Genomic DNA, 24625 nt, shown 5'->3' with positions numbered 1-24625 from the left:
GCTTCGGAGTTTTGTCAAATGAAAAATACAATAGAAATAACCAAACATAGTAACCGTCTTCCTGTCGCCTTATGGGCTTTGACGGTGAGTATTTTTGCCATTGGAACAACGGAAGTAGTGATGATCGGACTGTTGACGACAATAGCCGATGATCTATTGATCGGCGTATCGACAGCAGGGTGGATTGTAACTTCTTATGCAATTGGTGTGGCGATTGGCGGTCCATTTGTAACAGCCTTCACTAGCGGTATACCTCGAAAGAAATTATTGCTAGCCATTATGCTTTTATTTATCGTAAGTAATGCAATGGCTACATTTTCCAGTAATTTTCTGACCTTGATAATGGGTAGGGTATTATCTGGAGTAGCACATGGTGTTTTTGTAGGCATCGGAGCCAATATTGCCAGCAGTTTAGTATCGAAAGACAAACGTGCTATTGCCATTGCCATTATGTTTACAGGCTTAACCGTCGCAATGGTTACAGGAGTGCCTATAGGGACTTATATAGGGCAACATTTTGGATGGCGATACACATTTGGAGGAATTTCGATTATTGGGGTGATTTGTTTCTTTGCCAACTATCTTTTGCTACCCAGAGAAATCCAGATGGGTACTCCGATTAACATTACTTATCAACTAAAAGTATTAAAAAGCAAATCGATACTGCTTGGATTTTCATTAACCTTATTTTCTTTCGCTGCTTTATTTGGCACATTTACGTATCTATCTCCTTTATTGGAAACGATATCAGGATTTTCAGTAGATCGTATCACCCTAATCCTGTTATTATATGGTTTTTTTGTCGCATTGGGCAATATGATTGGCGGTAAATGGTCTAATACCGATCCGGCGAAGGTGCTGTTTCGTTTATTTACGCTTTTGGCAGTCATTTTTACCCTAATGTATTTTTTACTTCCTTTTAAAGTAGCCACACTTTTATTAGTTGCAGCAATGGGATTTTTAGGCTTTGCAACAGTGCCGGGCATGCAACTTTACGTTATCAGGTTAGCCGAAAAACATTTAAAAGGAGCGGAAGATGTCTGCTCGGTTTTAAATATCTCTGCATTTAACATCGGTATAGCCATCGGTTCATATCTTGGAGGAGTTATCATATCCTCTTCACTAGGATTACAGTCTATTGCCTTAATGAGTACGGCATTTGCCCTCATTGCGGTAATTTTTGCAATCATCAGTATTAAAACAGAAAATAATCATTTTAAAAATTAATCATGATGGAATACAGAAATTTAGGTAATTCAGGTTTAAAGGTGCCTGTTTTAAGTCTTGGAACGGGTACATTTGGTGGCACCAATGCGTTTTTCAAACGCTGGGGGCAAACAGATGCAAAAGAAGCCTCGCGGCTTATCGATATTTGTTTAGAAAGAGGAATTCATTTTTTTGATACGGCAAATGTATATTCTATAGGTGATTCAGAAATCGTGCTCGGCCAAGCCTTAAAAGGAAAACGGGATAAAAGTATCATCGCTACGAAAGCTTCTTTTCAGATGGGAGAGCTTCCTAATGAAAAAGGTTCATCCCGTTACCATCTTATGAATGCGTTAAATGACAGTTTGAGAAGGCTGAATACCGATTATGTAGATGTATATTTCATGCACGGATTTGATCGGTTTACACCAATAGAAGAGACTTTACGAACACTTGATGATATGGTAAGGAGTGGAAAAATACGATACATCGGTTGTTCTAATTTTGCAGCTTGGCAATTAATGAAATCGCTCTCCATTTCGGAAAAGCATAACTTGGAAAAATACATCGTATATCAAGGGTATTATTCCTTAATTGGCAGGGATTATGAACAAGAACTAATGCCACTTTTGGAAGACCAGCAGATGGGACTGATGGTTTGGAGCCCTCTTGGATGGGGTAGACTGACTGGAAAAATAAAGAGAGGGCAAGAATTAAAGGAAGGCCGAATAAAATCTGGAGGTGCTGTTGGTGCACCACCTGTTAGCGATGATTTTCTGTTCGATGTATTAGATGTTTTAGAAAAAATTGGAAAGGAAATCGGTAAGTCAATCCCACAAGTTGCCTTAAATTGGTTATTGCACAATCCAACCGTATCTACTATTGTTATTGGAGCTCGAAACGAAGAACAGCTTCTGGCAAATATAGAATCCGTTGGTTGGAATTTATCTGAAAATCAGCTGAAAGAATTAGATCATGTTTCTGCTCAACATCCAATTTATCCTCATTGGGTTGGGGATAGATAGGAGAGACCTATTTCGGCTTGGGCTTACCAAGCCGAAATAGGTCTCGAAATAATAAAGTTTTGGATAAATAAGCTATTTACGTTTCAATCGTTGTAAGGATTAAAACTTTGTACCTATCGTTAAAAACACATAATTCCTTGTATTTTTAATGCTAGCAACAGGGGTTTCAAAGCCCATTTCAGGTGTAAAACTATACGGAGAATGATTATATTCCTGTCTCCAGTTTTGGTAAGTAGCATCAACATAATAATTGCCAAATCGGAAACCTAAACCACCGCTTATTGACTGTGCCTTATAATCATTTTCTTTATAGGGATTCCCTTGATGGTTATACCCTGCACGTAATAAAAATGCTGGTGTTACGATAAACTCACCACCAACCTTAAAATTGACGGCACCTTGGTAACTATTCTTGATTTGCTCATTATATAACTCGATATCCGGATTATCGGAAGAAGAGAAATGCATACTCGCATAATCCACAAATTCAACATCGGCACTTAATAAACCACGGGAGAATACAGCAGATACGCCACCATTCAAGCGATAGGGGGTACGTAGGTTATATTCTGCATAATTACCTTGGGTGGCATCTTCTGCTGGATCGCCAATCTGAGCTCCTCCATTTGGTTCATAGTTCACGATGCCATAATAATCATCCCAACCATCTGACATCCGATACCAAGTAGGTGTTGTAGCAGAGATACCAATACGAAAGATGTCGTCAGGTCGGTAAATCATTCCTAGTTTGAGGTTCACACCGGTACCTTTGGTATGACTCCAAACTTGGTCATCATATTCAAAATCAGAGTTTAAAAGTTCTTTGTAACCCTCGTCTGTTACGAAACGGGATTCTTGCCAGTTAGGTTGCGTCTTTAGATAGGTTAAATCTTCTATAAAGCCATCTTCATAGAAATGACGATTTGCCTTATAGTCAATAGTTGCCAGCCCTATCGAAGCCCCTAAATAGAATTTATTGCTATAGTTAGCACCAAAGGATAAGTTAGTTTCCGACTGAAATCCGCTATAACTGTTCATGATTCCCTGTTCATTGTTCAGACTGGTCATGCCATAATATGGATCGCCACTTTTCCCTTGGTCAAATAGTCCGAAGTCCCAGCCAATTTTGCCGATAACAGAATTTTGGTCGAGATAAGTTTGATCCATAAAATAATCAGCTATACTGGAGTTCGGGTTATTGCCAAAATAGGTCAATTTAGAATGAAAGCTATTGGTTTTTGTGTAACCAATACCAACATTAAAATTTATCCAACCCTGATCGAGATTACTTCCCCGAGCACGCATATTAGGCAAATTGAAAACAATGCCTAGTTGATTTAGACCAAAACGATCTTTGGTATCATTGTAGGGATTGCCAAAATAAGTTGCTTTGTTTTTATCGCCAAAATAGTCTAACGAAATAGCAAAGTCAGAGCTGTTAAAAAAGCCCAATCCAGCGGGGTTACCTGAAATATTACTAATATCGCCTCCAAGTGAGGTTTGTGCGTTACCCATGGCTTTAAATCGTGCGGTAGAACCTTGGTCATATTGGGAAAAAAGTAATGCTTCGTCACTGTTTTGCGCTTTTGAAGTAACGAAAAAACCCAATAAAGCACCTAATATAGTTAATTGTTTAGTATTCATCTTGTTTCAATATTAAAGAGCAAATTCATTTACGTACTACAGAGTCAAGGCATTATAGACCAAATAAAAAACCGACTAATGTTCATTAGTTTGAATAAATCCCATAGTCGGTTTTTCAATAAAATCATTTTTTGATCTATTTATCTACCTCTAGAGCCTCCTCGGCTGCCACCACCGCCGCCACCACCACGGCTTACGCTTCCACCACCACTAAAGCCACCTGAAGAACGACTAGGTGCCGGCGTATAAGATGGTCTAGAACTTTGTGGAGCAGGCCTCGATACCGATGAACTCGGTCTCGATGTAGGCCTAGACATGCTACTCGGACGCGATGTAGGTCTGGACATACTGCTTGGTCTACTCGTAGAAGGTCTATTGACAGCAGGTCTTTCAGATCCACTTGGGCGACCGTATGAGGATCGACTTGTTGAACCATTTGGCCGTACTGCGGAAGGTCTTGTTGAACTGCCTGGACGTATAGCTTCTCTACTTCTCGAACCTGTTGGACGATAAGTTTCGCTTGTGCGTGTTGTTCCACGAGAACGACTACCAACACCCCATGTGCTTCTGGCTGAAGGTGTTCTGTTTCTGCTGCTTCCAGAAACACGGGCTAACACACCTTCTCTGCTTCTAGTAATAGAACCTCCGGAAGTATTTCGATAGCTCATGGCATAAGGTCTAGGATTATAATTTACACGGCCGGCATAACCGCCACCCCAGCCCCAGCCAGGGTAACCACCCCAGTAACCACCGTAATAACCACCCCAGCCAGCACCATAATAAGAATATGGGCCCCACCAAGGAGAGTACCATCCACCCCAGCCGCCAGCATAGTAGGGGTTACCCCAGTAACCGCCCCAGCCTAAACCACCGCCCCAGCCCCAGCCGCTGCTCCAACCAAAGCTGATACCCCAGCCGTTAAAGCCATAACCATACCAAGGGTCAAAAAATGGATCGTAATAGGTCATACCAGGGGTAGCATAGTAAAAACGGTTAATGCGGTTAGCATATTCGTAGTCGCTGTATTCGTCTGCGTAAGCGTCACCATAGCTGTCCGCATACTCATCGTTGTAATAACTTTCATTCTGATCAGCATATTGGTCTTGATCGGCATAAGCATCGGTATCTGCGTCATCCGTATAGCCGGTATCCACAGGATCTGCGTATTCGTCGTAGTAATCTGGGCTTTGATAAGCTACTTCCTGAGCTTTACCTTTCCCCCCATATACGTCATCCTGAAAAGTATGTTGTGCGTACTGGTTTGTAGCACAGGCACCTAAAGATAATGCTCCTAAAGCGAAGGCACCTTTTATCAAAATGGACTTACTTTTCATTATATTTTCCTTTCTCGTCAATTGGTTTTAATTAGACTGCAGTAAACCAAAAAGGTTTAATTAGAATTTGTCTCTAATGTCGCTTAGCTACTCATTCAAAATTGTTCATTTATCATCAGCAAACTGTGTGTTTCCTCATTTTGTGCGCCTTGCCAGATACCCTATAGCCAAGACACGGAATGATGGATAAACTTTAATCAGGTAACGGTTGTTCATTTGCGTCTGCTACAAAAATAATTTAATAATCCTTACATTCGCAAAATGGACGTAACTTTACTGATATTTTAACATTTTTAATAAAATAACATTCGTATAAATGAGGCTATCTAAAAGCCATCATTTTTACCGGGTTCCGAAAATTCGGACTTCTCGATATAATGGTGGTTGACTTTTTAATGCCTTATACATTATTTTTATTTACAAATACTATTCCAAGAACACAAAATGAGCAAAGGTATAACCGGTAGAAACGAGGATTATTCACAATGGTATAATGAATTGGTAAGTAAGGCTGATCTAGCCGAACATTCCGCTGTACGGGGATGCATGGTTATAAAGCCCTATGGCTACGCTATTTGGGAAAAAATGCAAGCGGCACTTGACCAAATGTTTAAAGATACTGGGCATAGTAATGCTTATTTTCCACTTTTCATTCCAAAGTCATTTTTTTCAAAGGAGGCTTCACATGTAGAAGGTTTTGCGACGGAATGTGCCGTTGTGACACATTATCGCTTAAAGAATGATGGCAATGGCCAAATCATTGTCGATGAAGAGGCAAAGCTAGAGGAGGAATTGATTGTACGCCCCACATCGGAAACCATTATTTGGAATACTTATAAAGGATGGATTCAGTCTTATCGTGATCTTCCTATTTTAGTGAACCAATGGGCGAACGTGGTGCGGTGGGAAATGCGTACTCGATTATTTTTGCGTACGGCAGAGTTTCTATGGCAGGAAGGACATACAGCCCACGAAACAAAAGAAGAGGCTGTGGAAGAGACTGAGCGTATGCTGGAAGTATATGCTACTTTTGCTGAGCATTGGATGGCCCTACCGGTGATCAGAGGAAAAAAAACCGAGACCGAACGTTTTGCAGGAGCTTTGGATACCTATTGTATTGAAGCATTGATGCAAGATGGTAAAGCCTTACAAGCTGGGACATCGCACTTCCTTGGTCAAAACTTTGCTAAAGCGTTCGATGTAAAATTTACATCCAAAGAAGGAAAGCTGGATTATGTTTGGGCAACCTCTTGGGGAGTGTCTACCCGCTTAATGGGCGCCTTGATTATGGCCCATTCGGATGATGCTGGCTTGGTATTACCACCTAAACTGGCACCTATACAGGTTGTCATTGTACCAATTTATAAAACTACGGAGGAAAGTCAGCAAATTGGCGCCTTGGCAGATGAATGGATTGCAGATTTAAAGGCGAAAGGGATTTCAGTAAAGTATGATGATCGGGACACACAACGTCCAGGTTTTAAATTTGCTGAATGGGAACTTAAGGGAGTACCTGTGCGTGTTGCTGTAGGTGCGCGTGATCTTCAAAACTGTACCGTAGAACTGGCTAGAAGAGATACCCAAACCAAGGAAACGGTAAACCGCCAAGGTTTGTCAGAACGGATTGTGGCATTGTTAGACGATATTCAAGAAAATATTTACAAAAAGGCCTTATCTTATCGAAACGAACACATTACGGAGGTCAATTCTTATGAAGAATTTAAACGGGTATTAGAAGGCAAAGGAGGTTTTATAGCAGCGCATTGGGATGGTACCCCCGAAACCGAAAAGCGTGTGAAGGAAGAAACAAAAGCAACCATCCGTTGTATTCCCTTAGACAATAAACAAGAAGCTGGCACGTGTATATTTACGGGTAAACCATCTGCACAAAGGGTGTTGTTTGCTAAAGCGTATTAAAGTCTAGTATCAAGTATCAAGATGTAAGTATCAAGATGTAAGTATCAGGTATCAGGACACAATGACTGAAGTCTTGCTACTTATGTCTTATGTCTAAAAATCTTAAAAAATGAAATTTGCGACAAAAGCGATACATGCGGGGCAACACCCCGATCCTACCACAGGGGCAGTTATGACTCCTATTTACCAAACATCTACCTATTGGCAAAAGTCACCTGGAGAGCATCAGGGCTATGAGTACTCGAGAGGAACTAATCCTACTCGTAAAGCATTGGAAGATTGTTTGGCTTCTTTGGAGAATGCCCAATTTGGTCTAGCTTTTTCAAGTGGGATGGCCGCTACAGATACGGTTTTACGGTTATTACGTCCAGGCGATGAGGTGATTACCGGTAATGATCTTTATGGTGGCTCTTATCGTATTTTTACGAAGGTGTTTGAGCATTATGGCATTACGTTCCACTTTGTGGATGTAACTAAGCCAGAGCATGTGGCGTCTCTTATCTCCAAAAAGACCAAGTTAATCTGGGTAGAAACACCAACGAACCCAACTATGCAGATCGTTGATATCGCAGCGATAGCTGCGGTAGCAAAAGCAGCCGATGTACTTTATGTGGTTGATAATACCTTTGCCTCTCCTTATTTGCAAAATCCTATCGACTTGGGTGCGGATATTGTCATGCATTCGGTGACCAAATATATTGCCGGTCATAGCGATGTTGTAATGGGCGCTTTGGTAACGAATAGCGAGGAGTTGTATAAACAACTTTTTTTCTATTATAATGCTTGTGGTGGAACCCCTGGCCCTCAGGATAGTTTCTTGGCGCTACGAGGGATTAAAACCTTGCATTTACGCATGAAAGCACATTGTGAAAATGGCCGGCAGGTAGCGACTTTTCTTCGTCAGCATCCTAAAATAGAAAAAGTATACTGGCCGGGCTTTGAGGATCATCCTAATCATGACGTTGCCAAGAAGCAGATGCGCGATTTTGGTGGCATGATTTCCATTGTTTTGAAAAACACTTCCTTGCAGGATACCTTTAAGATAGCTTCTTCATTTAAGATTTTTTCGCTTGCAGAGTCGTTGGGAGGAGTGGAGTCATTAATTAACCACCCCGCTACCATGACCCACGGTTCGATACCCAAAGAAGTACGCGAGAAGGTGGGTGTAGTAGATAATCTCATCCGCATCAGTGTAGGTGTGGAAGACATCGACGATTTGTTGGCAGATTTGAAGCAAGCGCTTGTTTAAGTTGTGAGTTACCAGTTGCCAGTTGCGCGTTTCGTATGGCGTCACAGATATTCTCAAGGCACACTCACAACACATAACTGATATTGACGTGTTAAACATAAAAGAATTCCTCGATCGTAAGGTTGAACAATATAATCAGCCGGGTTTCATTGAACATGATCCTGTTTGTATTCCACATCTCTTTACTATAAAGCAGGATGTCGAAATTATAGGTTTTTTTGCAGCGATACTGGCCTGGGGACAGCGGAAAACGATTATCAATAAATGTAAAGAGCTAATTGAGCGGATGGATGGAAGTCCGTATGATTTTGTTAAAAACCATCAAGAGCAGGACCTTAAAAATCTACTTGGCTTTAAACACCGGACATTTAACGATACCGATTTGCTGTATTTTATCAGCTTTTTTAAAGCACATTATGAAAGGTTCAGCTCGTTAGAACAGGCCTTTGTTCCGAACATGAAAACTGCTGCATTTAGAGAGGAATACCTGTCTTTTGAATCTGCGTTCGCGCTAGAGGTTAAATTAAGCAGTGAAACTTGCTATATAGGCGAATTGGTGCAAGATCCAATTTCGGTAGAATCTGCACTTAATCGCTTTCGCACGTACTTTTTTAGCTTACCCGATTACCCTATACGGACACGCAAACACATTAGTTCTCCTGCCCAAAAATCAACTTGTAAACGGTTGAACATGTTTTTGCGTTGGATGGTGCGTAAAGATAATCAGGGAGTCGACTTTGGCATTTGGGAGAACATGACTATGCAACAATTGATTTGTCCATGTGATGTGCATGTCGATCGGGTAGCGCGGCATTTAGGATTAATTAGCCGTAAACAGACCGATTGGCAAACAGCAATTGAGCTTACGGAAAGTTTACGCTTATTAGATCCCGAAGATCCGGTTAAATATGATTTTGCGTTATTTGGACTAGGAGTGGAGGGGGAGTTGTGAGTTGTGGAAAAAATGTTAAGGTGCGCGCAACTCGTAACGCATAACGCACAACTAATTTTTGACGGCGCGTAACATCTCTCTTTTTCCTGGCGCTCCTGGAGCCTTTTCAATAGAAAAGCCTAAACTTTTCATCGTGCGTTTGAGATTACCTGTAATGGCATAGGTAACGAATACGCCGCCTGGAATCAAAAAATTACATACATGACTGAGCGTTTCGGTGCTCCACATTTCCGGTTGATGTACGGCTGCAAAGGCATCGAAATAAAGGATGTCATATTTTTGCATCGTATTAAATTTCAGTACCAGCTGATGGGCGATTTCCCATGTGATATGTTGCAGTAGAAATCTTTTTTTTGAAAGTGCTCCTTCATATTGCTTAAGGAACGTTTCCCATAATGTCGCGTTTACTACCTGTTGGTATCCTGTTTCTTTAATCGTGTCTAATGACAGCGGATAGGCTTCTATGCCGGTGTAATGAAGATCTATTCCTTGCTGAAAACAATAATCGGCGGTTAGTAGAAAGTTTAATCCTGTTCCAAAACCAACCTCTAAGATGGATACGAGACGCTGCGGATGCTTTTGATTCTCCAAAAAATAATGAAGTCCTGATGTCAAGAAAACATGCTTGCTCTCTTGTACAGCACCATGTTTAGAATGATAATGCTCACCAACTTGTGCGTTAAAAATCGTTTTAGAGCCGTCTCCTGTTGTTACAAAATCCATTTTTAGTTAAGTGGTGTTTTGTTAGTATCTAATACCGCATATCAAACTCCTCCACCGCGGTGCCCAAATCGTATACTGGTACATGTATGTGGGAGGCAAGGATACTGGAACCAATGGCCGAACGATACCCGCCAGCACAGTGGACAACAATAGGTTTTTCTTCGGGTATCAGGTGGACGGATTCCCGTAACCGATGTAGCGGTATAGAAAGCGCTTCTTTAAATAGTTTTCCTTCCTTTAGTTCGCTGCCATTACGTAAATCGATGATTGTAAAGTTATCCTGATGCTGGTTAAAAAATGGAAGGTCCAGTAGCGGATTTTTCTGACCATTAGCTGGAGCTTCGATATATCCCTTGCAGTTTGTTTCATAACCAATTTTGGCAATTTTATGCAATAAATGAGGTGCATCTTCGACCTTTCCAACGATTAGATAAAAAGATTCGCCGGGAGCTATAATACTACCCAACCATGTCTCAAACTTTTGGCCATCTGGAATATTGATGGCATGTTCTTGATGACCTGCCTTAAATGCTTCAGCAGGACGAGCATCAATCAGCAGAACATGTTCATCAGCTAAGACGGCTTCATCCAGCTGAATGATGTGTGCTAAATTATCGGCCAGGGGCGCGGCTCCTAAGCGATTTAGGGCAACATCATGGACAAAGTATTTTGGAATAAAAGGTTGATCGGCGGTTAATAGTTGGATAAAGGTTTTTTCATCCTTGATTTGTAGGGCAGGGTTTTCTTGTCGTTCTTTACCAATGGTACTTTGCAGTTCGTTTCGCATACTCCGACCGCATAGCGATCCAGGACCATGGGCGGGATAAACCACGACATCATCAGCAAGTGGAACAATTTTATCACGCAATGAATGATACATCGCACGAGCTAGTTCGTCAGCCTTGGCTTGCATGTTGCCTACGTGCTCGCGTAAATCCGGTCGGCCAACATCGCCAACGAAGAGCGTATCACCTGTAAATAGGGCTAAATCTTTTCCATTTCCGTCGGCCAGTAGCACGCAAATGCTGTCTGGTGAATGTCCCGGCGTATTGATTGCCCCTAAGGTTTGGTGGCCAACCTTAAAGCTATCGCCATCATCAAAATTATGGTGTGGATAATCTGCTCCAACAAGCTTGCTTGTATAAATCGGAGCACCGGTACGCTGATGTAGCTCCAGGTGACTACTAACAAAATCAGCATGTGGATGCGTTTCAATGATACCAATAAGTTTGGCATGATTTTCTCTCAAAAAGGCGAGGTACGGTTCGGGATCTCTAGCTGGATCTATTAGTACAGCTTCATGGTTGCTTACCAGAGCATATGAAGCGTGTGCTAAACTAGTATCATAAAATTGTTTGATATGCATCTTTCGTGTGAATATGTACAAAGGTACTAATTTGCGGTTGGGCACAAGGTGAAAGTTTTGTCAAACTTATATAATAGAAGCTATTCATGAGATTAATCATCCTGCTGCTTTGTTTTTCTTTCTTTTTATCTATCCTCACACAAATAGACTTGGAAACTAGTCCTTTTGGCTCAGCTACTGATAAAGGGCACTTACGTTATTCAGCGATCGATGAGGCTTCTGGACTCGAGTCTGCGCTTAATAATCCGCATTGTTTTTGGACCCATAACGATAGCGGTGATAAAGCCCGTATATTTTTACTGGACAGCACAGCAAACTGTCGCGCAACTTATTATTTAGCAGGTATACACGCTTATGATTGGGAAGATATAGCCAGTATGCAGGAAGATCATAAGAACTATCTGTTAGTGGGCGATGTTGGCGATAATTTAGGAAATCGGCCGGTTGTTTATATTCATCGTTTTGAGGAGCCTACAGTGACTGAGAGCAAGACGCCACAAACAGATACTATACCGCGGAAAGCCGTAAAAACCTATACGCTTCGTTATGTGGATGGCCCGAGGGATGCGGAAGCTTTTTTCTTTGATCCTATTGCTAAAAAACTAGTAGTGATCAACAAGCGCGAACTGCAGGTTGGGGTTTACATGGCCTCTTTACCGAAAAATCCGACTGATACCATAGTATTAAAACGGGAAATGAGTATACCTTATACTTTTATTACCAGTGCAACTATTTCTGCTGATGGTACGGAAGTGCTCATCAAAAATCTATTAAATGTATACTATTGGAAGCGTAAACCAGGCGAATCGCTACTAACCATGTTTCATCGCCAGGGAATCAGTTTGCCTTATGTTGTTGAGCCACAAGGTGAAGCGATAACTTTCGCTAGAGATGGATCCGGTTACTTTACGATCAGTGAAAGGCCCTTTGGTCTACCATCGAGTCTTTATTTTTATCCCAGACAATAATGTTAATTGTTTGTTTTTGTTCCTCATAGCCAAGTTCATGATCTCTGTCTGTTTGCCGTAATTTAATACTGTGTAAACATAAAATTAATGGTACTTCTTTTATTTGTAAATAATTGTTTTTCAGGTTTTTGAAGTCGTTTTAGTCGTTTTGTTGCTCCTGTGTTCACACTTGAAGTTGATGGGTTTCTTTTTTGTAACGAATATAAGGAGTTTTTAGGTGTACTTATTTTCACTTTTGTTGTGTCGAATTTAAAAGTGTTTCGATAATCATCTTGAACAAAAAACTATGTTAATGAAGAGATTTTTTACATCAATCCTGCTATTATTGGTACTCACGACAGTGGCATATGCCCAAAGCGGTGGTGTCATTTCAGGGAAAATAAAAGAAAAACTGAACAATACCTCATTGCCCGGGGCAACTGTTCGGTTAAACGTTGGAAATCGATATACAATTTCTGATCAGAACGGCAATTATGAGTTTCTAAATGTCCCTGCCGGTACCTATGAAATAGAGGTACGCTATATGGGCTATCAACCGCAAAAGCAATTGGCAACCCTTGTTGTAGGACAGAATGTATCCAAAAACTTTTCGCTGGAAGATCGTTCTACGGCAATGGATGAAGTGGTGGTGATGGGCGACCATTTACGTGGGCAGGCTCGTGCACTGAATCAACAAAAGAACAAAGCCAATATTAGCAACATCATTTCTGCTGATCAGGTTGGGCGCTTTCCGGATGCCAATATCGGAGATGCCTTAAAAAGGGTGCCGGGTATTACCATGCAGAATGATCAGGGGGAAGCCCGAAACATTATTGTGCGAGGGTTATCTCCTGAATTGAATTCTGTGACATTGAATGGCGACCGGATTCCTTCAGCTGAAGGGGATAATCGAAACGTGCAGATGGATCTGATTCCTTCCGATATGATTTCAAGTATCGAGGTAAACAAAACCTTGACCCCAGATATGGATGCTGATGCAATTGGCGGTTCGGTCAATTTGATTACCCGTGCTTCTCCCAATGGGCAACGGATTTCCGCTACTTTAGCGGGTGGTTATAACCCTATTCACACCACGCCGATTTATACTGGCGCTTTTGTATACGGTAACCGTTTTGCCGATAATAAATTTGGTATGGTCATTAGTGGTTCCTATAATAACAATCACATGGGATCAGAAAGTGTAGAAGGAAAATGGGAACAGGATGATTTCGGAAATGCATATTTGTCTAAGCAGGATGTACGTCGTTATGATGTGCAGCGAGCGAGAAGGAGTATTGCTGGTGCCTTCGATTATAAAATTGATAATAACCATAGTTTATTTGCTAATATCATGTACAACTGGCGGGATGATTGGGAAAACCGTTACAGCAGAACTACTGAAGTGGAATTGGCTGACGATGACCGCGGAGTTGATGGAGGCTTTATCCTGAGCAGCATTTCCAGAGAAGATAAGGCAGGAGCCAATGAAGCACGTGGCGATGGTAGACGTATTGAAACCCAACGGGTGCAAAACTATTCCTTGGGCGGTACGCATATCTTGGGTTCTTCGTTAGATATGGACTGGACCGTGAGCTATTCAAAAGCAAGTGAAAAGAAACCACATGAACGTTATATCAACTATATGAATTATGAATGGGATGACGAAAGCGGGGATGCACCTATTCCGGTACAACTCGTGCAAACGGGCAGCAAATGGCCAGTTGATTATCGGTTCATCGCTCCTGATCCAAATTCCAGTGTCTTAGATGAATTGACCGAAAATCAGGATTACACCGATGAAGGAGAGTTTGGTGCGAAGTTAAACCTACGTGTTCCCTTATCGGTTATTGAGGGACAAAAAGGACGTTTACGTTTTGGGGGTAGATTACGGTTAAAGGATAAAAAACGGGCTAATGCTTTTCAGGAATTTAGTCCACTGACCGATGCCTATAAAACATTGGGCAGTATTCAAACAGTTAATTGGACAGGTGATTTCGTCCCTGGAAATGAGTATGCACCAGGTTTATTTGCTTCTAGACAATTCATTGGCGGTTTAAATTTACAGGATCCTAGCCAATTTGAACGAGAAGATAAACCGGATGAATACCTGACTGCAAACTACAAAGCGAAAGAACGGATTTTGGCTGGTTACTTGCGTTGGGATCAGGATTTAAGTACCAAACTATCCATGATTGCAGGTGTACGTATGGAGAATACTCACATCAATTACACCGGTAATGTTGTTGAAAATGAAGAGGAGCTGTCTGGTGTTCGGACGGTAGAAAATAGCTATACCAACTTCCTCCCTAATTTGTCGTTTCGCTACGCCCCGCAGGAGGATTTTATTCTAAGGGCTGCTATCACCACAGCGCTTGCACGACCTAATTATTATGCTCTCGCTCCGTATGTTTCTTCCGTAGCGGATGGTGATGATAGTCAGATAAGTGCTGGTAACCCAGATTTGAAAGCAACTTATTCCTGGAACTTCGACTTGATGGCAGAAAAATATTTTAAATCGGTTGGTATTATTTCCGGTGGGTTGTATTATAAAAAGCTGTCGAATTTTATCTATAAATATAGCGACCGTAACTATACGACGGAAGATTTTGCCAACGATTTTCCCGGTACATCGAATATAATTCCAGCAGGAGAAAACTGGTTGTTCGTCCAAGATAGAAACGGGGACAAAGTGGACGTATATGGTTTCGAAATTGCGATTCAACGTCAGCTCGACTTTCTTCCCGGTAAATTCCTGAAAGGTTTCGGTGTTTACGCGAACTATACGTATACAAAATCAAAAGCAAAAGGAATATCGGATGAAGATGGTAATGAACGTCAGGATGTTACGTTGCCTAAAACAGCACCGCATATGTTGAATGGCTCTTTGTCATGGGAAAATACGACGTTTTCGGCGCGTGTTTCTGCAAACTATACTGCGGCGTACATCGATGAATTTGGGCCGGATAGTTTCTCCGATGCTTATTATGATAGTCAATTTTTCTTGGATGCGAACGCTTCCTACCGGTTCACGAAATACATGCGTGTTTTTATTGAAGCCAATAACTTAACCAACCAGGCACTGCGTTATTATCAAGGTTATAGCAATCAACCTATGCAACGGGAGTTCTATAAACCCCGTTATAATTTAGGGATAAAATTTGATATGTAGGGACCTGGGCGCTTTTAAGTTAACATTAACTTAACCTTCATGACCTATCTTTGTGATCATGAAGCCTTGGCAATTCCTCTACTGGTCTAGCTTGTTTATATGTATAGGTATTTCGAATTCCTCTTGGGCCCAATTGCCAAGGGCAGAAGAGCGTATCCGGGAGCGACTGGATCATGCCATTCAGCCTTCTGATACGGCTTTTTTGAAACAAAATGCCTTATATGAACAAGCAATTAAAGTAGGTAAACCGGCAGATCAAGCAATTGCTTTGCAGAAAATGGGCCAAATATGTTTTCAACTCGGCTTATTTGCCCAAGCATTAAATTATCACCTCCAAGCAGAAAATTTGATTCAACATGATCCGAAGCAGGATAGTCTAAGAGCGGCAAATTTAAATGATCTTGGTTTACTGCTATTCTTGAATAACCAAACTCAAGATGCCCAAGCTGCGTACCATCAGGCGTTAAATATCTATCAGCGGCGGAAGGATCAAAAGGGCATAGCCAATACTTATGGGAATATGGGACACCTGCAAGAGAAATTGGCCAACTATGATAGTGCCTTCTTTTATCAGGACAAAGCAATGTCTGTATTTGAATCCATTAACGATTTAGATGGAATAGCCGTTATTGACGAGAATTTAGGGAGTATATACGAAGATAAAGAACAGTTTGATGCCGCTTTCGCCCATTTCTCCAAGGCATTGGCTCGTTTTGAAGTCAATGGAAACGGACCAATGTATATTGATGCACTTAATAATGTGGGGGATGTTTATCGTAAGAGCAGAAAATATGAACAGGCTTTGCTATATACTCGGAAAGCGGAAAAAAAAGCAAAAGAAATCAAAGCATATAAACAGCTGAGTAGTACGTATCGGGATATCGGAAAAACCTATTATTATCTAAAAAATCCAGATAGTACGTTTCATTATCTCGAATTGGCCCGTAACCTTTATTTAACTATTTATTCCGAAGATGCTAAGAATCAAGCGGCTTTACTGAAAGTTTTGTATGATTTGGAACAGAAAGATGCTCGTATCGCTGAAATGGGAAGGGAAAAGAAAATGGCTTCTATCGTATATGGTAGTTCGATAATCGTTGCTTTTTTGCTTATTGTATTGGCCATTGTTATTATTCGGAACCAGCGTCATCATTTAAAGAGTGAGCGGAAATTGCGTGATAAGGAGAGCGCTTTATTAAAAGCCAAGCAATCTTTAATGGAAGCCGAGTTGCAGAATAAAAAATTGGAAGAAGCACAACTTAGCAAGACACTAGAGACCAAGGCTAGGGAGATTACCACCCATACTCTTCAGGCAATCGAAAAAAATCAATTGCTGGAGGAGATGAAAAACTCCCTCACAGCGATTATCAAAAGTGACAGTCGGAGTTATAAGAAAGAACTCAAACAGTTACTCAACAAGATCAATCAAAATTTCAATAAAGATGTGCGTTGGGAGGATTTTAGAAAAGTGTTTGAAGAGATACATCAGGATTTCTTTGACAAGTTACACCATATAAATCCCGCTTTATCTTCATCGGATTTACGCTTGATTTCCTTAATCAAAATGAATTTAGATGCGTCAGAGATTGCAACGCTATTGGGAATTTCTGCCGACAGCTTAAGGGTTTCGCGTTATCGTCTCCGGAAAAAATTGGGAATGGAGCAGGGTAAAAGCCTGACTGCATTTATACAGTCTATTGGATAGCTTAAATAAGATGCATAATGTTGATTTTTAATATTTGAGGTGATTCATGTTACGTATTGCTGCTTGGATTGATGAGTTTGTTCACTAATTGTAACGCCAAAAATTTGTATTCTTTTCTTTGTAAAGACCACTTTTGTAATATAAACAATAAGAATAGTATGAAGCGATTGCAATATGTAGGTCTTGTTCTTTCCTGGCTAATGGGGGCTTGTGTAGGCAGGGATAAAACACCAAAAGAAGTACTTCAAGAAAAAGTTGACACACTGCAGGCGGATGTGATTACAGAATCCGTTAAGCACGATGCAGACGATCCGGCGATTTGGATCAATCCACAGGACGCTTCCAAAAGCCTGATAATAGGAACGGATAAGGATGAGGATGGTGGCTTGTATATGTTTGATCTGAACGGGAAGATTGTAGGCAGTTTTACAGGTATTAGCCGTCCGAATAATGTGGATGTGGCGTATGGATTAAAGTTGAAGGGTAGACCAACAGACATCGCTGTAACTACCGAACGGTTGACCAACCGACTTCGAATCTTTTCTTTACCGGATTTAAAACCGGTTGATCAAGGTGGCTTCGAAGTTTTTACGGGAGAGGCCGAACGAGCTCCGATGGGTATAGCAATTTATACACGTCCTGCTGATCATGCGATATTTGCGATCGTGAGCCGAAAATCAGGACCGAACGAAGGTTACCTTTGGCAATACCGGCTACGAGATAATGGTAACGGTGAAGTAGGAGGAGAACTGGTCCGAAAGTTTGGTAAATACAGCGGGAAAAAAGAAATCGAATCCATTGCCGTGGATAACGAATGGGGCTTTGTTTATTATTCTGATGAGCAGACAGGCGTCAGAAAATATCTCGCCGATCCAGATGTACATAATGATAAAGAATTAGCGCTTTTTGGCGATAAAGGATTTTCTGAGGATAATGAGGGTATTGCTATTTATAAAACAGGAGAGAAGTCGGGGTACATCCTAGTATCTAATCAGGGATCACATACGTTGATGGTCTACCCAAGAAAAGGAGGGGTTGGCGATGGACATGAACATCCCTTGCTGGCTGAGATCCCGGTAAGTGCGCAAGAAACCGATGGTATTGATGCTACCGCTGTACGCTTAGGATCAAAATTTCCGGAAGGCATGGTGGTCTCGATGAGTACGGATAAGACATTTCATCTATTTGATTGGAGAAAGATAAAAGAGCGGATTAGAAAGTAAAAATTCAAAAGTAAAAAAGGGTTGCTTATTTTATATAAGCAACCCTTTTCTTCAAAAACAACGGATAATTAAATAGGACCTTCTATGAACATCACGTGGGCAGATCTAATTTACCACACCCTTATCCGTTCATTTTCGGGTTTATATAACTTATCGCCTGGTTTTACATCAAAAGCTTTATACCATGCATCCATGTTAACCAATGGGCCAATAGTTCGTGCATCAGCAGGAGAATGAGGGTCAACGGTAATGAGTTGAGCAGCTGTTTCCGGTGTGATGTTCATTCGCCATACCTGTGCCCATGATAAGAAGAAACGTTGATCAGGAGTAAAGCCGTCGATTTTCTCGTCGGACTGTCCTTGAGGGGTTTTCTTAAATGCGGCATATGCCATAGCTAACCCCCCTAAATCAGCTAAATTTTCACCTAAGGTAAGTTTACCCTGTACATGCAAGGTGTCTAATACGGTATACCCATTATATTGTTCTACAACTTTGTTGGCCAACGCTTTAAAGTTGTCTGCATCCTCTTTAGTCCACCAGTCTTTTAGATTACCATCAGCGGCATACTGTCTACCCTGATCGTCAAACCCATGTGTCATCTCGTGCCCAATAACCGCGCCAATACCGCCATAGTTTACTGCATCATCTGCGGAAAAGTCAAAGAAAGGAAATTGAAGAATACCAGCAGGAAAGGCAATTTCATTATTTACTGGGTTGTAATAGGCATTTACCGTAGGTGGAGTCATTCCCCAGCGACTATGATCTACAGGCTTACCTAATTGATTAATCATATCATTATAATCCCAAATATTTGCCCGGCGGATATTGCCAAAATAATCTTCCCGATCAATTTCCAAGCCATCATAGCTTTTCCATTGATCTGGATAGCCGATTTTTGAGGTGAAAGCGTGCAGTTTTTCTATCGCTTTTTTCTTAGTGGTATCGCTCATCCAATCTAAGGTCTTGATGCGTTCTTCATAGGTATTGGATAGATTTTTAACCAGTTCTAACATCCGTTTTTTAGCTTCCGGCTTAAAGTATTTGGAAACATATAATTGACCTAGTAAATCGCCAACGGATTGATCAATGATCCTAAAGCTTCTTTGCCAACGTGGAGTCATGGCTTTCTGGCCAGTAAGAGCTTGCGTAAACGCAAAGCTGGCGTTAACAAAAGGTGTGCTTAAATTCGGAGCTGCATTTTTTAGGACATTCCATTGCAGATAAGTTTTCCATTCATCAATTGTTTGATCCTTTAGCAGTTTGGCAGCAGCGGTGAAGAAACCGGGATTATTGACGATAACGCTGTCGGCTTGCGGAACCTTCAACCATTTAAAGGTCTCTATCCATTGAAGTTGTGGGGCGCTTTTTTGTAAAGAGGTTGACGTAAGCTTATTATAGGTGCGATAGGGATCACGCATATCGATCCGACTCCATTGTGCCTCGGCTAATGCTTTTTCAATCGTCCAAATTTGTTTAAACTTATCCACGGTTTCCGTGTCATCTGTTCCTGCTAATGTGAATAATTTCTGCACATAAGTTTCATAGGCCTGTTTAATATCTCGATTCCGGGCATTATCAATGAGGTAATAATCCCGATCCGGAAGCGTTAATCCGCCTTGGCCAAATTGCGCAATGTTAGCGGAAGTATTCTTTTCATCTTGATCAACACCAAACCGGTATAGGGGAGATGCCACTCCATTAACGTGTTGAAAAGCAATTTCTTTCACCAGTCCGTTGATATCTTTAATAGCCTTAATCCGGGCGAGATCTTCTTTAATTGGTGCATTACCTATGGAGTCTATTTTAACACTGTCCATCGCACTGACAAAAAAATCACCTACCCGCTTTTCTGCACTTCCGGGTTTGTTTTCGGTATTAGTGGCAGCTCCCTCTAAAATATCTTTTACCGCCTTCGCATTAAATTCAATTAGTTCATTAAAACTTCCCCAACGGGTTTCTTTGGCAGGTACCGGATTGTTTTTTAGCCAAACACCATTTGCATAATGGAAAAAATCATCGCCAGGTTTATAGGTGGTGTCCATATTGGCTGGATCGATCAGTTTCTTCGGTAAATTAGAAACCGTTTCTTGTTTTTGTTGTGTACAGTTTTGAAAAGCAAAAAATGCGAGTCCGCAACACCATAAAGGAAATGAATGCTTCATGCGTTAATTAGTATATGTGAACAATATGATGATAACACATCTTACAGGAGTAATCAGCAAGGACGTGTTATTGGTTGCGAAGGTAGCGAATTTTGATATGCTATTACGTAAAGAAGCTGTAATAATATTGTTAGTACAGCTTTCTTTACTCATTAATTTAATATTCAGCGATTATTTTCTGAATATTAGCGAAACTTGCTCGCCTGCCGAAGTGATATTTAATTGTAAGGTTTCATTATTATCATTAAGGGAGAAATCCGCAGGACTCTTTTCGTTATTATTTATCCAATAATATGTTCCATTCTCATTAAGCCATTCTACCGATAGGTTTTGCGTCTGACAAGCTTCCGTAGTTGAATTAGGTGCAGAAAGTGTCAGATTCATCATTTTTTCGTCCACTTTTAAGTAGGAATCTTTAAAACATGCCTTATCTGTTACGTCCGTAGCCGACCCTCCACTATATATGGCACGTAGTTTCCAGGTGCCAATAACGGGGTCGGTAGGTATCGGTTCATCCTCATTTTTCTTAGAACAAGAAATTGTCATTGCCGAAATCAATAAGATTGTGAGCATTGTTTTAAAAACCAATTTTGCTGTTTTCATATTATTGTGTTATTAGGATTATGCCTTTCATAATTTAGTATATACTCGATGTATATCGGATATCATCACTTGCTGCTAAAATACAGAGAATGGCTATAGGAGAAAATCCATGAAAACCACGATTTCTATCTGGGGAAAAAGGGGAGTTGTTTTTGGAATTTATTTATATTTATTTGGAAATATTAACAGTGTTAATTATTTTTGCGGTGTAAATTAATTAACTGTATACATACGATGGTTTTTGCTTTTAAAAATACAGGCGTTGGCTTAGTCACAGTTAGCTTAAAATGGTCAATGAATTATGGGTATTAAAGAACGTAAAGAGCGGCACCGGGAAGATTTACGCTTACGTATTTTGGATGCAGCAAAAGTGCTGTTTCTGAAAGATGGTTACGAGGCTACTTCTATACGAAAAATAGCCGCTGCCATCGAATTTAGTCCGACGACCATTTATCTTTATTACAAGGACAAGACTGATATTGTATATGCCTTGCAAAAAGAGGGTTTTAAGCTGCTTCGCACTAAATTTTCTGCTTTGGCTAATGTAGATAATCCTTTTGAACGTTTAAAAGGGATGGGGCGTACCTATTTGCGGTTTGCAACGGAGAATAATGAGTTTTACGAGCTCATGTTTGTGATGAAAGAGCCGTTAACCTATCTTGAAAATACGTGTGGGGGAGAAGGAGAAGAGGGATGGGATGATGGTATCGAGGCGTTTAATGCATTGGTGAACACGATTGCTGGCTGTCAGGAGGAAGGATATTTTACAGGGCAGGATACAAAGGTTTTTTCCTTGTTGGTATGGTCTACTTTGCATGGCCTGTGTACATTAAGCCTGCATGGACATCTGGATCATGTGGTAGAAAAGAATTTGCTGGAAATGCCTGATGAAGGCCATTTTTTGACAGTGGTATTCGATAGTTTTGTAAAATTCCTGGAGCAGTTTAAGGCTTAATTTTTTTGATAAAATAACACTGTTAATAATGAAAACGCCGTTTATTTTTTTAGTGCTATTGTTGGGTCAGCTTCCGTTGTGGGTTTGCGGACAGACGGAGGTTTTGTCTCAGTATATAACAGAAGGAATACAGCAGAATCTTGTACTTAAACAAAAGAATGTATCCTTGGATCAAGCATTATTAGCATTGCAAACGGCTAAGAGTATGTATCAACCAAATGTCGCCCTACAGGCCAGCTATAGTACAGCTACCGGGGGGCGCAGCATTTCACTCCCTTTAGGTGATTTAATGAATCCAGTATATGCTACCTTAAATCAGTTGACTAATTCGCAGCAATTTCCCATGCTGGAAAATCAATCCATTAATTTTTTGCCAAAAAATTACTATGATGCCAAGGTCAGAACGACGATTCCGTTAGTGAATACCGACATTGCGTACAACAAGAAGATCAACGAACAGCAAGTCACGTTGCAGGAAATAGAGGTGCAAACGTATGAACGGGAGCTAATCAAGCAGATTAAGACGGCTTATTTTAACTACCTGAATGCAAATCAAGCGGTAAAGATTTACCAATCGGCATTGGATTTAGCAGAAGAGTCTAAACGGGTTAACCAACAACTGTTAGACCATGGTAAAGGGCTTCCCGCTTACGTTTTGCGTGCAGCAAGCGAAATTGAACAAACCAAAGCCCAATTAACGCAGGCTGAACAGCAAAAAGTTAATGCGAGGCTCTATTTTAATGCCCTATTAAACCGGGATGGTAACCAACCAGTTGATACGGTCTTTAATGCTGATGTTGCCTTAAAACAGGTCGCAACTTTATTACAGCAAGAACCTGAGATATCCAATAGAGAAGAGTTGAAAACATTGCAACAATTAATTGCGATTAACGAAAATCAAGTACGTATGGATAAGAAATTTACGATACCCAAAATTAATGGTTTCGTTGATTTAGGAGCACAGGCTGAACAGATGCGTTTTAACAGTCAATCGCAATACGTTATGGTGGGTGTACAGCTCGATTTGCCCTTGTACAGTGGCAATCGAAATCGCTTAAAAATTAAACAGTCACAATTAGCCTTGGAAGATGCAGCCCTCAATAAGGAACAGGTTAAAAAACAATTGGAAGTTAGTTCGAATGTTGCAAAAAATAATTTATTGAGCGCTTGGCGGACTTATCAGGCATCATTAAAACAGCTAGCAGCAGCTTCTAGTTATCAGCGGTTAATTGACCGTGGTTATAAGGCTGGAACGAATACCTATATTGAAACTATTGATGCGCGCAATCAATTAACCACTGCCAATCTTTCATCCTTAATGAGTAAATATAATGTTCTTTCCGCTGCTGCGGAATTGGAACGGGAAACGGCTACTTACCCTTTAAATCATGAACGTCCATGAATAAATTACGTCTATTATATCTGCTCCTGCCTTTATGGGCAAGTTCTTGTGGGCATTCGGAAAACCAGGCTACCGATCGCTTTAGTGAGGATACCATACCTGTACAATTGCTGACGTTAAATCAGCATTATTCAAGTCAGGAAATAAAAACCTCGGGTGTTTTTACAACGGATGATGAAATGCTATTATCGTTTAAAAATGGTGGAGTGATTAATAAGATATATGTTAAAGAAGGGGATCCTGTTAAAGGCGGACAATTATTGGCTTCATTAAATCCTACGGAAACGGATGCTGGTTTTGCACAAGCTAAATTAAATGCAGAGAAAGCACAACGCGATTTCGAACGTGCTAAGGCATTATATCAAGACAGTGTAGCCACCTTAGAACAGTTTCAAAATGCGGAAACAGCGCTGCGTATAGCCAAGGAGCAGCTGCGAACGGCAAATTATAACCTGAATCAAACAGAGATCAGGGCTGTTGGTTCTGGGTTCGTATTGAAGAAGTTGGCTAGTGATGGTCAGGTTGTTGGGCCCGGAACACCGGTGTTACAACTAAATCCTACCAATGGTAAGAACTGGCAACTGAAAGTAGGGATTAGCGATAAACAATGGGCCGTTGTGCAGGTTGGCGATTCTGCTACCGTGCGTGCTGACGCATTGGGAGAACTTCCGGCAGTAGTGTATAAGAAATCGGAAGGAATAGACCCTTCCTCCGGTACCTTCTCTTTGTTGTTAAAAATAATTCCAGGAAAAACGGATCCGCGTATTGGAACCGGGATGTTCGCACAGGCTTTGATTAAATCTAGGCAGCAGACGGAGGCATGGAGCATTCCATACGATGCTATTTTAGATGGTGATGCCGGAAAAGCGTTTGTTTTCATTACCAATGATCAGAAAACAGCTAAACGTGTACCGGTTGAGGTTAGTGCCATTCAGCAAGATCAAGTAACTGTTACTGGCGGTTTGGAAAATGCACGAGCACTTATTATTTCTGGGAGCGCTTATCTTACTGATGGTTCGCCGATCAAGGTGGTTAAGTTTTGA

At 40.9% G+C, this 24625-nt stretch carries 18 protein-coding genes; 12 read left to right on the top strand and 6 right to left on the bottom strand.

Features of this window, described 5'->3' with window-relative positions:
• The first annotated feature begins 18 nt into the window (after positions 1 to 18).
• Both ABD930_RS10545 and ABD930_RS10540 read left to right on the top strand, forming a co-directional pair.
• Positions 19 to 1227 (top strand): MFS transporter, encoded by a 1209-nt coding sequence (locus tag ABD930_RS10545; protein ID WP_345231679.1) that lies wholly within the window; start codon positions 19 to 21, stop codon positions 1225 to 1227.
• 2 nt (positions 1228 to 1229) lie between these two features.
• Positions 1230 to 2231 carry an aldo/keto reductase gene (locus ABD930_RS10540; RefSeq protein WP_345231678.1) on the top strand — a complete coding sequence of 334 codons (1002 nt, stop codon included), beginning with the start codon at positions 1230 to 1232 and terminating at the stop codon, positions 2229 to 2231.
• A 99-nt stretch (positions 2232 to 2330) separates the two neighbouring features.
• On the opposite strand, the gene ABD930_RS10535 is transcribed toward ABD930_RS10540, so the two are convergent.
• Together ABD930_RS10535 and ABD930_RS10530 are read right to left on the bottom strand one after the other, a co-directional pair.
• Positions 2331 to 3875 (bottom strand): OmpP1/FadL family transporter, encoded by a 1545-nt coding sequence (locus ABD930_RS10535; protein ID WP_345231677.1) that lies wholly within the window; start codon positions 3873 to 3875, stop codon positions 2331 to 2333.
• 140 nt (positions 3876 to 4015) lie between these two features.
• Entirely contained in the window at positions 4016 to 5209 is a 1194-nt protein-coding gene (locus ABD930_RS10530) for a hypothetical protein (RefSeq protein ID WP_345231676.1), read from the bottom strand.
• Between the two features lie 444 nt (positions 5210 to 5653).
• Here ABD930_RS10530 and proS point away from each other — a divergent pair, with 444 nt between their 5' ends.
• The 3 genes from proS to ABD930_RS10515 all read left to right on the top strand — a co-directional run bounded on the left by proS (position 5654) and on the right by ABD930_RS10515 (position 9327).
• Positions 5654 to 7126 carry a proline--tRNA ligase gene (gene proS, locus ABD930_RS10525; RefSeq protein ID WP_345231675.1) on the top strand — a complete coding sequence of 491 codons (1473 nt, stop codon included), beginning with the start codon at positions 5654 to 5656 and terminating at the stop codon, positions 7124 to 7126.
• Positions 7127 to 7235: 109 nt separating this feature from the next.
• Positions 7236 to 8375, top strand: coding sequence for a cystathionine gamma-synthase (locus ABD930_RS10520; RefSeq protein WP_345231674.1), 1140 nt, complete (start codon positions 7236 to 7238; stop codon positions 8373 to 8375).
• A gap of 88 nt (positions 8376 to 8463) precedes the next feature.
• Positions 8464 to 9327 carry a TIGR02757 family protein gene (locus tag ABD930_RS10515; protein ID WP_425571127.1) on the top strand — a complete coding sequence of 288 codons (864 nt, stop codon included), beginning with the start codon at positions 8464 to 8466 and terminating at the stop codon, positions 9325 to 9327.
• Positions 9328 to 9378: 51 nt separating this feature from the next.
• Here the strand turns inward: ABD930_RS10515 and mnmC2 are convergent, their stop codons facing one another.
• Both mnmC2 and ABD930_RS10505 read right to left on the bottom strand, forming a co-directional pair.
• On the bottom strand, positions 9379 to 10050 hold the full coding sequence (gene mnmC2, locus ABD930_RS10510; protein ID WP_345231673.1) for a tRNA (5-methylaminomethyl-2-thiouridine)(34)-methyltransferase MnmC2: 672 nt from the start codon (positions 10048 to 10050) through the stop codon (positions 9379 to 9381).
• Between the two features lie 28 nt (positions 10051 to 10078).
• A complete protein-coding gene (locus ABD930_RS10505; RefSeq protein ID WP_345231672.1) occupies positions 10079 to 11416 on the bottom strand; it encodes an MBL fold metallo-hydrolase in 1338 nt (445 codons plus the stop codon).
• Positions 11417 to 11502: 86 nt separating this feature from the next.
• Here ABD930_RS10505 and ABD930_RS10500 point away from each other — a divergent pair, with 86 nt between their 5' ends.
• The 4 genes from ABD930_RS10500 (at position 11503) to ABD930_RS10485 (ending at position 18460) form a co-directional block, all read left to right on the top strand.
• Positions 11503 to 12384 (top strand): hypothetical protein, encoded by an 882-nt coding sequence (locus tag ABD930_RS10500; RefSeq protein WP_345231671.1) that lies wholly within the window; start codon positions 11503 to 11505, stop codon positions 12382 to 12384.
• A 292-nt stretch (positions 12385 to 12676) separates the two neighbouring features.
• Positions 12677 to 15532 carry a TonB-dependent receptor gene (locus tag ABD930_RS10495; RefSeq protein ID WP_345231670.1) on the top strand — a complete coding sequence of 952 codons (2856 nt, stop codon included), beginning with the start codon at positions 12677 to 12679 and terminating at the stop codon, positions 15530 to 15532.
• A 58-nt stretch (positions 15533 to 15590) separates the two neighbouring features.
• Positions 15591 to 17237, top strand: coding sequence for a tetratricopeptide repeat protein (locus tag ABD930_RS10490; protein ID WP_345231669.1), 1647 nt, complete (start codon positions 15591 to 15593; stop codon positions 17235 to 17237).
• Positions 17238 to 17395: 158 nt separating this feature from the next.
• Positions 17396 to 18460: a phytase gene (locus ABD930_RS10485; RefSeq protein WP_345231668.1), complete on the top strand. Its 1065-nt coding sequence runs from the start codon at positions 17396 to 17398 to the stop codon at positions 18458 to 18460.
• Between the two features lie 110 nt (positions 18461 to 18570).
• On the opposite strand, the gene ABD930_RS10480 is transcribed toward ABD930_RS10485, so the two are convergent.
• Both ABD930_RS10480 and ABD930_RS10475 read right to left on the bottom strand, forming a co-directional pair.
• Entirely contained in the window at positions 18571 to 20622 is a 2052-nt protein-coding gene (locus ABD930_RS10480; RefSeq protein ID WP_345231667.1) for a M13 family metallopeptidase, read from the bottom strand.
• Between the two features lie 171 nt (positions 20623 to 20793).
• Positions 20794 to 21225: a hypothetical protein gene (locus ABD930_RS10475; RefSeq protein WP_345231666.1), complete on the bottom strand. Its 432-nt coding sequence runs from the start codon at positions 21223 to 21225 to the stop codon at positions 20794 to 20796.
• Positions 21226 to 21526: 301 nt separating this feature from the next.
• Between ABD930_RS10475 and ABD930_RS10470 the strand changes: the two genes are divergently transcribed.
• The 3 genes from ABD930_RS10470 to ABD930_RS10460 are packed head-to-tail and all read left to right on the top strand — an operon-like array spanning position 21527 to position 24625.
• Complete coding sequence (locus tag ABD930_RS10470; RefSeq protein ID WP_345231665.1) at positions 21527 to 22180, top strand: TetR/AcrR family transcriptional regulator; 654 nt, start codon at positions 21527 to 21529, stop codon at positions 22178 to 22180.
• 28 nt (positions 22181 to 22208) lie between these two features.
• Positions 22209 to 23582, top strand: a complete 1374-nt coding sequence (locus ABD930_RS10465) for a TolC family protein (RefSeq protein ID WP_345231664.1) — start codon at positions 22209 to 22211, stop codon at positions 23580 to 23582.
• Complete coding sequence (locus ABD930_RS10460) at positions 23579 to 24625, top strand: efflux RND transporter periplasmic adaptor subunit (RefSeq protein ID WP_345231663.1); 1047 nt, start codon at positions 23579 to 23581, stop codon at positions 24623 to 24625. Before ABD930_RS10465 ends, ABD930_RS10460 begins: the two co-directional genes overlap by 4 nt.

Origin of the sequence: Olivibacter ginsenosidimutans (genome assembly GCF_039542865.1) — a bacterium.
Classification (GTDB): domain Bacteria; phylum Bacteroidota; class Bacteroidia; order Sphingobacteriales; family Sphingobacteriaceae; genus Olivibacter; species Olivibacter ginsenosidimutans.
This window is presented reverse-complemented; position numbering and strand designations above follow the sequence as displayed.

What these genes read in the sequence shown, in the direction of transcription:
- ABD930_RS10545 (WP_345231679.1), top strand. Translation starts at nt 19, where the DNA reads ATGAAAAATACAATAGAAATAACCAAACATAGTAACCGTCTTCCTGTC.
- ABD930_RS10540 (WP_345231678.1), top strand. Translation starts at nt 1,230, where the DNA reads ATGATGGAATACAGAAATTTAGGTAATTCAGGTTTAAAGGTGCCTGTT.
- ABD930_RS10535 (WP_345231677.1), bottom strand. Translation starts at nt 3,875, where the DNA reads ATGAATACTAAACAATTAACTATATTAGGTGCTTTATTGGGTTTTTTC.
- ABD930_RS10530 (WP_345231676.1), bottom strand. Translation starts at nt 5,209, where the DNA reads ATGAAAAGTAAGTCCATTTTGATAAAAGGTGCCTTCGCTTTAGGAGCA.
- proS (WP_345231675.1), top strand. Translation starts at nt 5,654, where the DNA reads ATGAGCAAAGGTATAACCGGTAGAAACGAGGATTATTCACAATGGTAT.
- ABD930_RS10520 (WP_345231674.1), top strand. Translation starts at nt 7,236, where the DNA reads ATGAAATTTGCGACAAAAGCGATACATGCGGGGCAACACCCCGATCCT.
- mnmC2 (WP_345231673.1), bottom strand. Translation starts at nt 10,050, where the DNA reads ATGGATTTTGTAACAACAGGAGACGGCTCTAAAACGATTTTTAACGCA.
- ABD930_RS10505 (WP_345231672.1), bottom strand. Translation starts at nt 11,416, where the DNA reads ATGCATATCAAACAATTTTATGATACTAGTTTAGCACACGCTTCATAT.
- ABD930_RS10500 (WP_345231671.1), top strand. Translation starts at nt 11,503, where the DNA reads ATGAGATTAATCATCCTGCTGCTTTGTTTTTCTTTCTTTTTATCTATC.
- ABD930_RS10495 (WP_345231670.1), top strand. Translation starts at nt 12,677, where the DNA reads ATGAAGAGATTTTTTACATCAATCCTGCTATTATTGGTACTCACGACA.
- ABD930_RS10490 (WP_345231669.1), top strand. Translation starts at nt 15,591, where the DNA reads ATGAAGCCTTGGCAATTCCTCTACTGGTCTAGCTTGTTTATATGTATA.
- ABD930_RS10485 (WP_345231668.1), top strand. Translation starts at nt 17,396, where the DNA reads ATGAAGCGATTGCAATATGTAGGTCTTGTTCTTTCCTGGCTAATGGGG.
- ABD930_RS10480 (WP_345231667.1), bottom strand. Translation starts at nt 20,622, where the DNA reads ATGAAGCATTCATTTCCTTTATGGTGTTGCGGACTCGCATTTTTTGCT.
- ABD930_RS10475 (WP_345231666.1), bottom strand. Translation starts at nt 21,225, where the DNA reads ATGAAAACAGCAAAATTGGTTTTTAAAACAATGCTCACAATCTTATTG.
- ABD930_RS10470 (WP_345231665.1), top strand. Translation starts at nt 21,527, where the DNA reads ATGGGTATTAAAGAACGTAAAGAGCGGCACCGGGAAGATTTACGCTTA.
- ABD930_RS10465 (WP_345231664.1), top strand. Translation starts at nt 22,209, where the DNA reads ATGAAAACGCCGTTTATTTTTTTAGTGCTATTGTTGGGTCAGCTTCCG.
- ABD930_RS10460 (WP_345231663.1), top strand. Translation starts at nt 23,579, where the DNA reads ATGAATAAATTACGTCTATTATATCTGCTCCTGCCTTTATGGGCAAGT.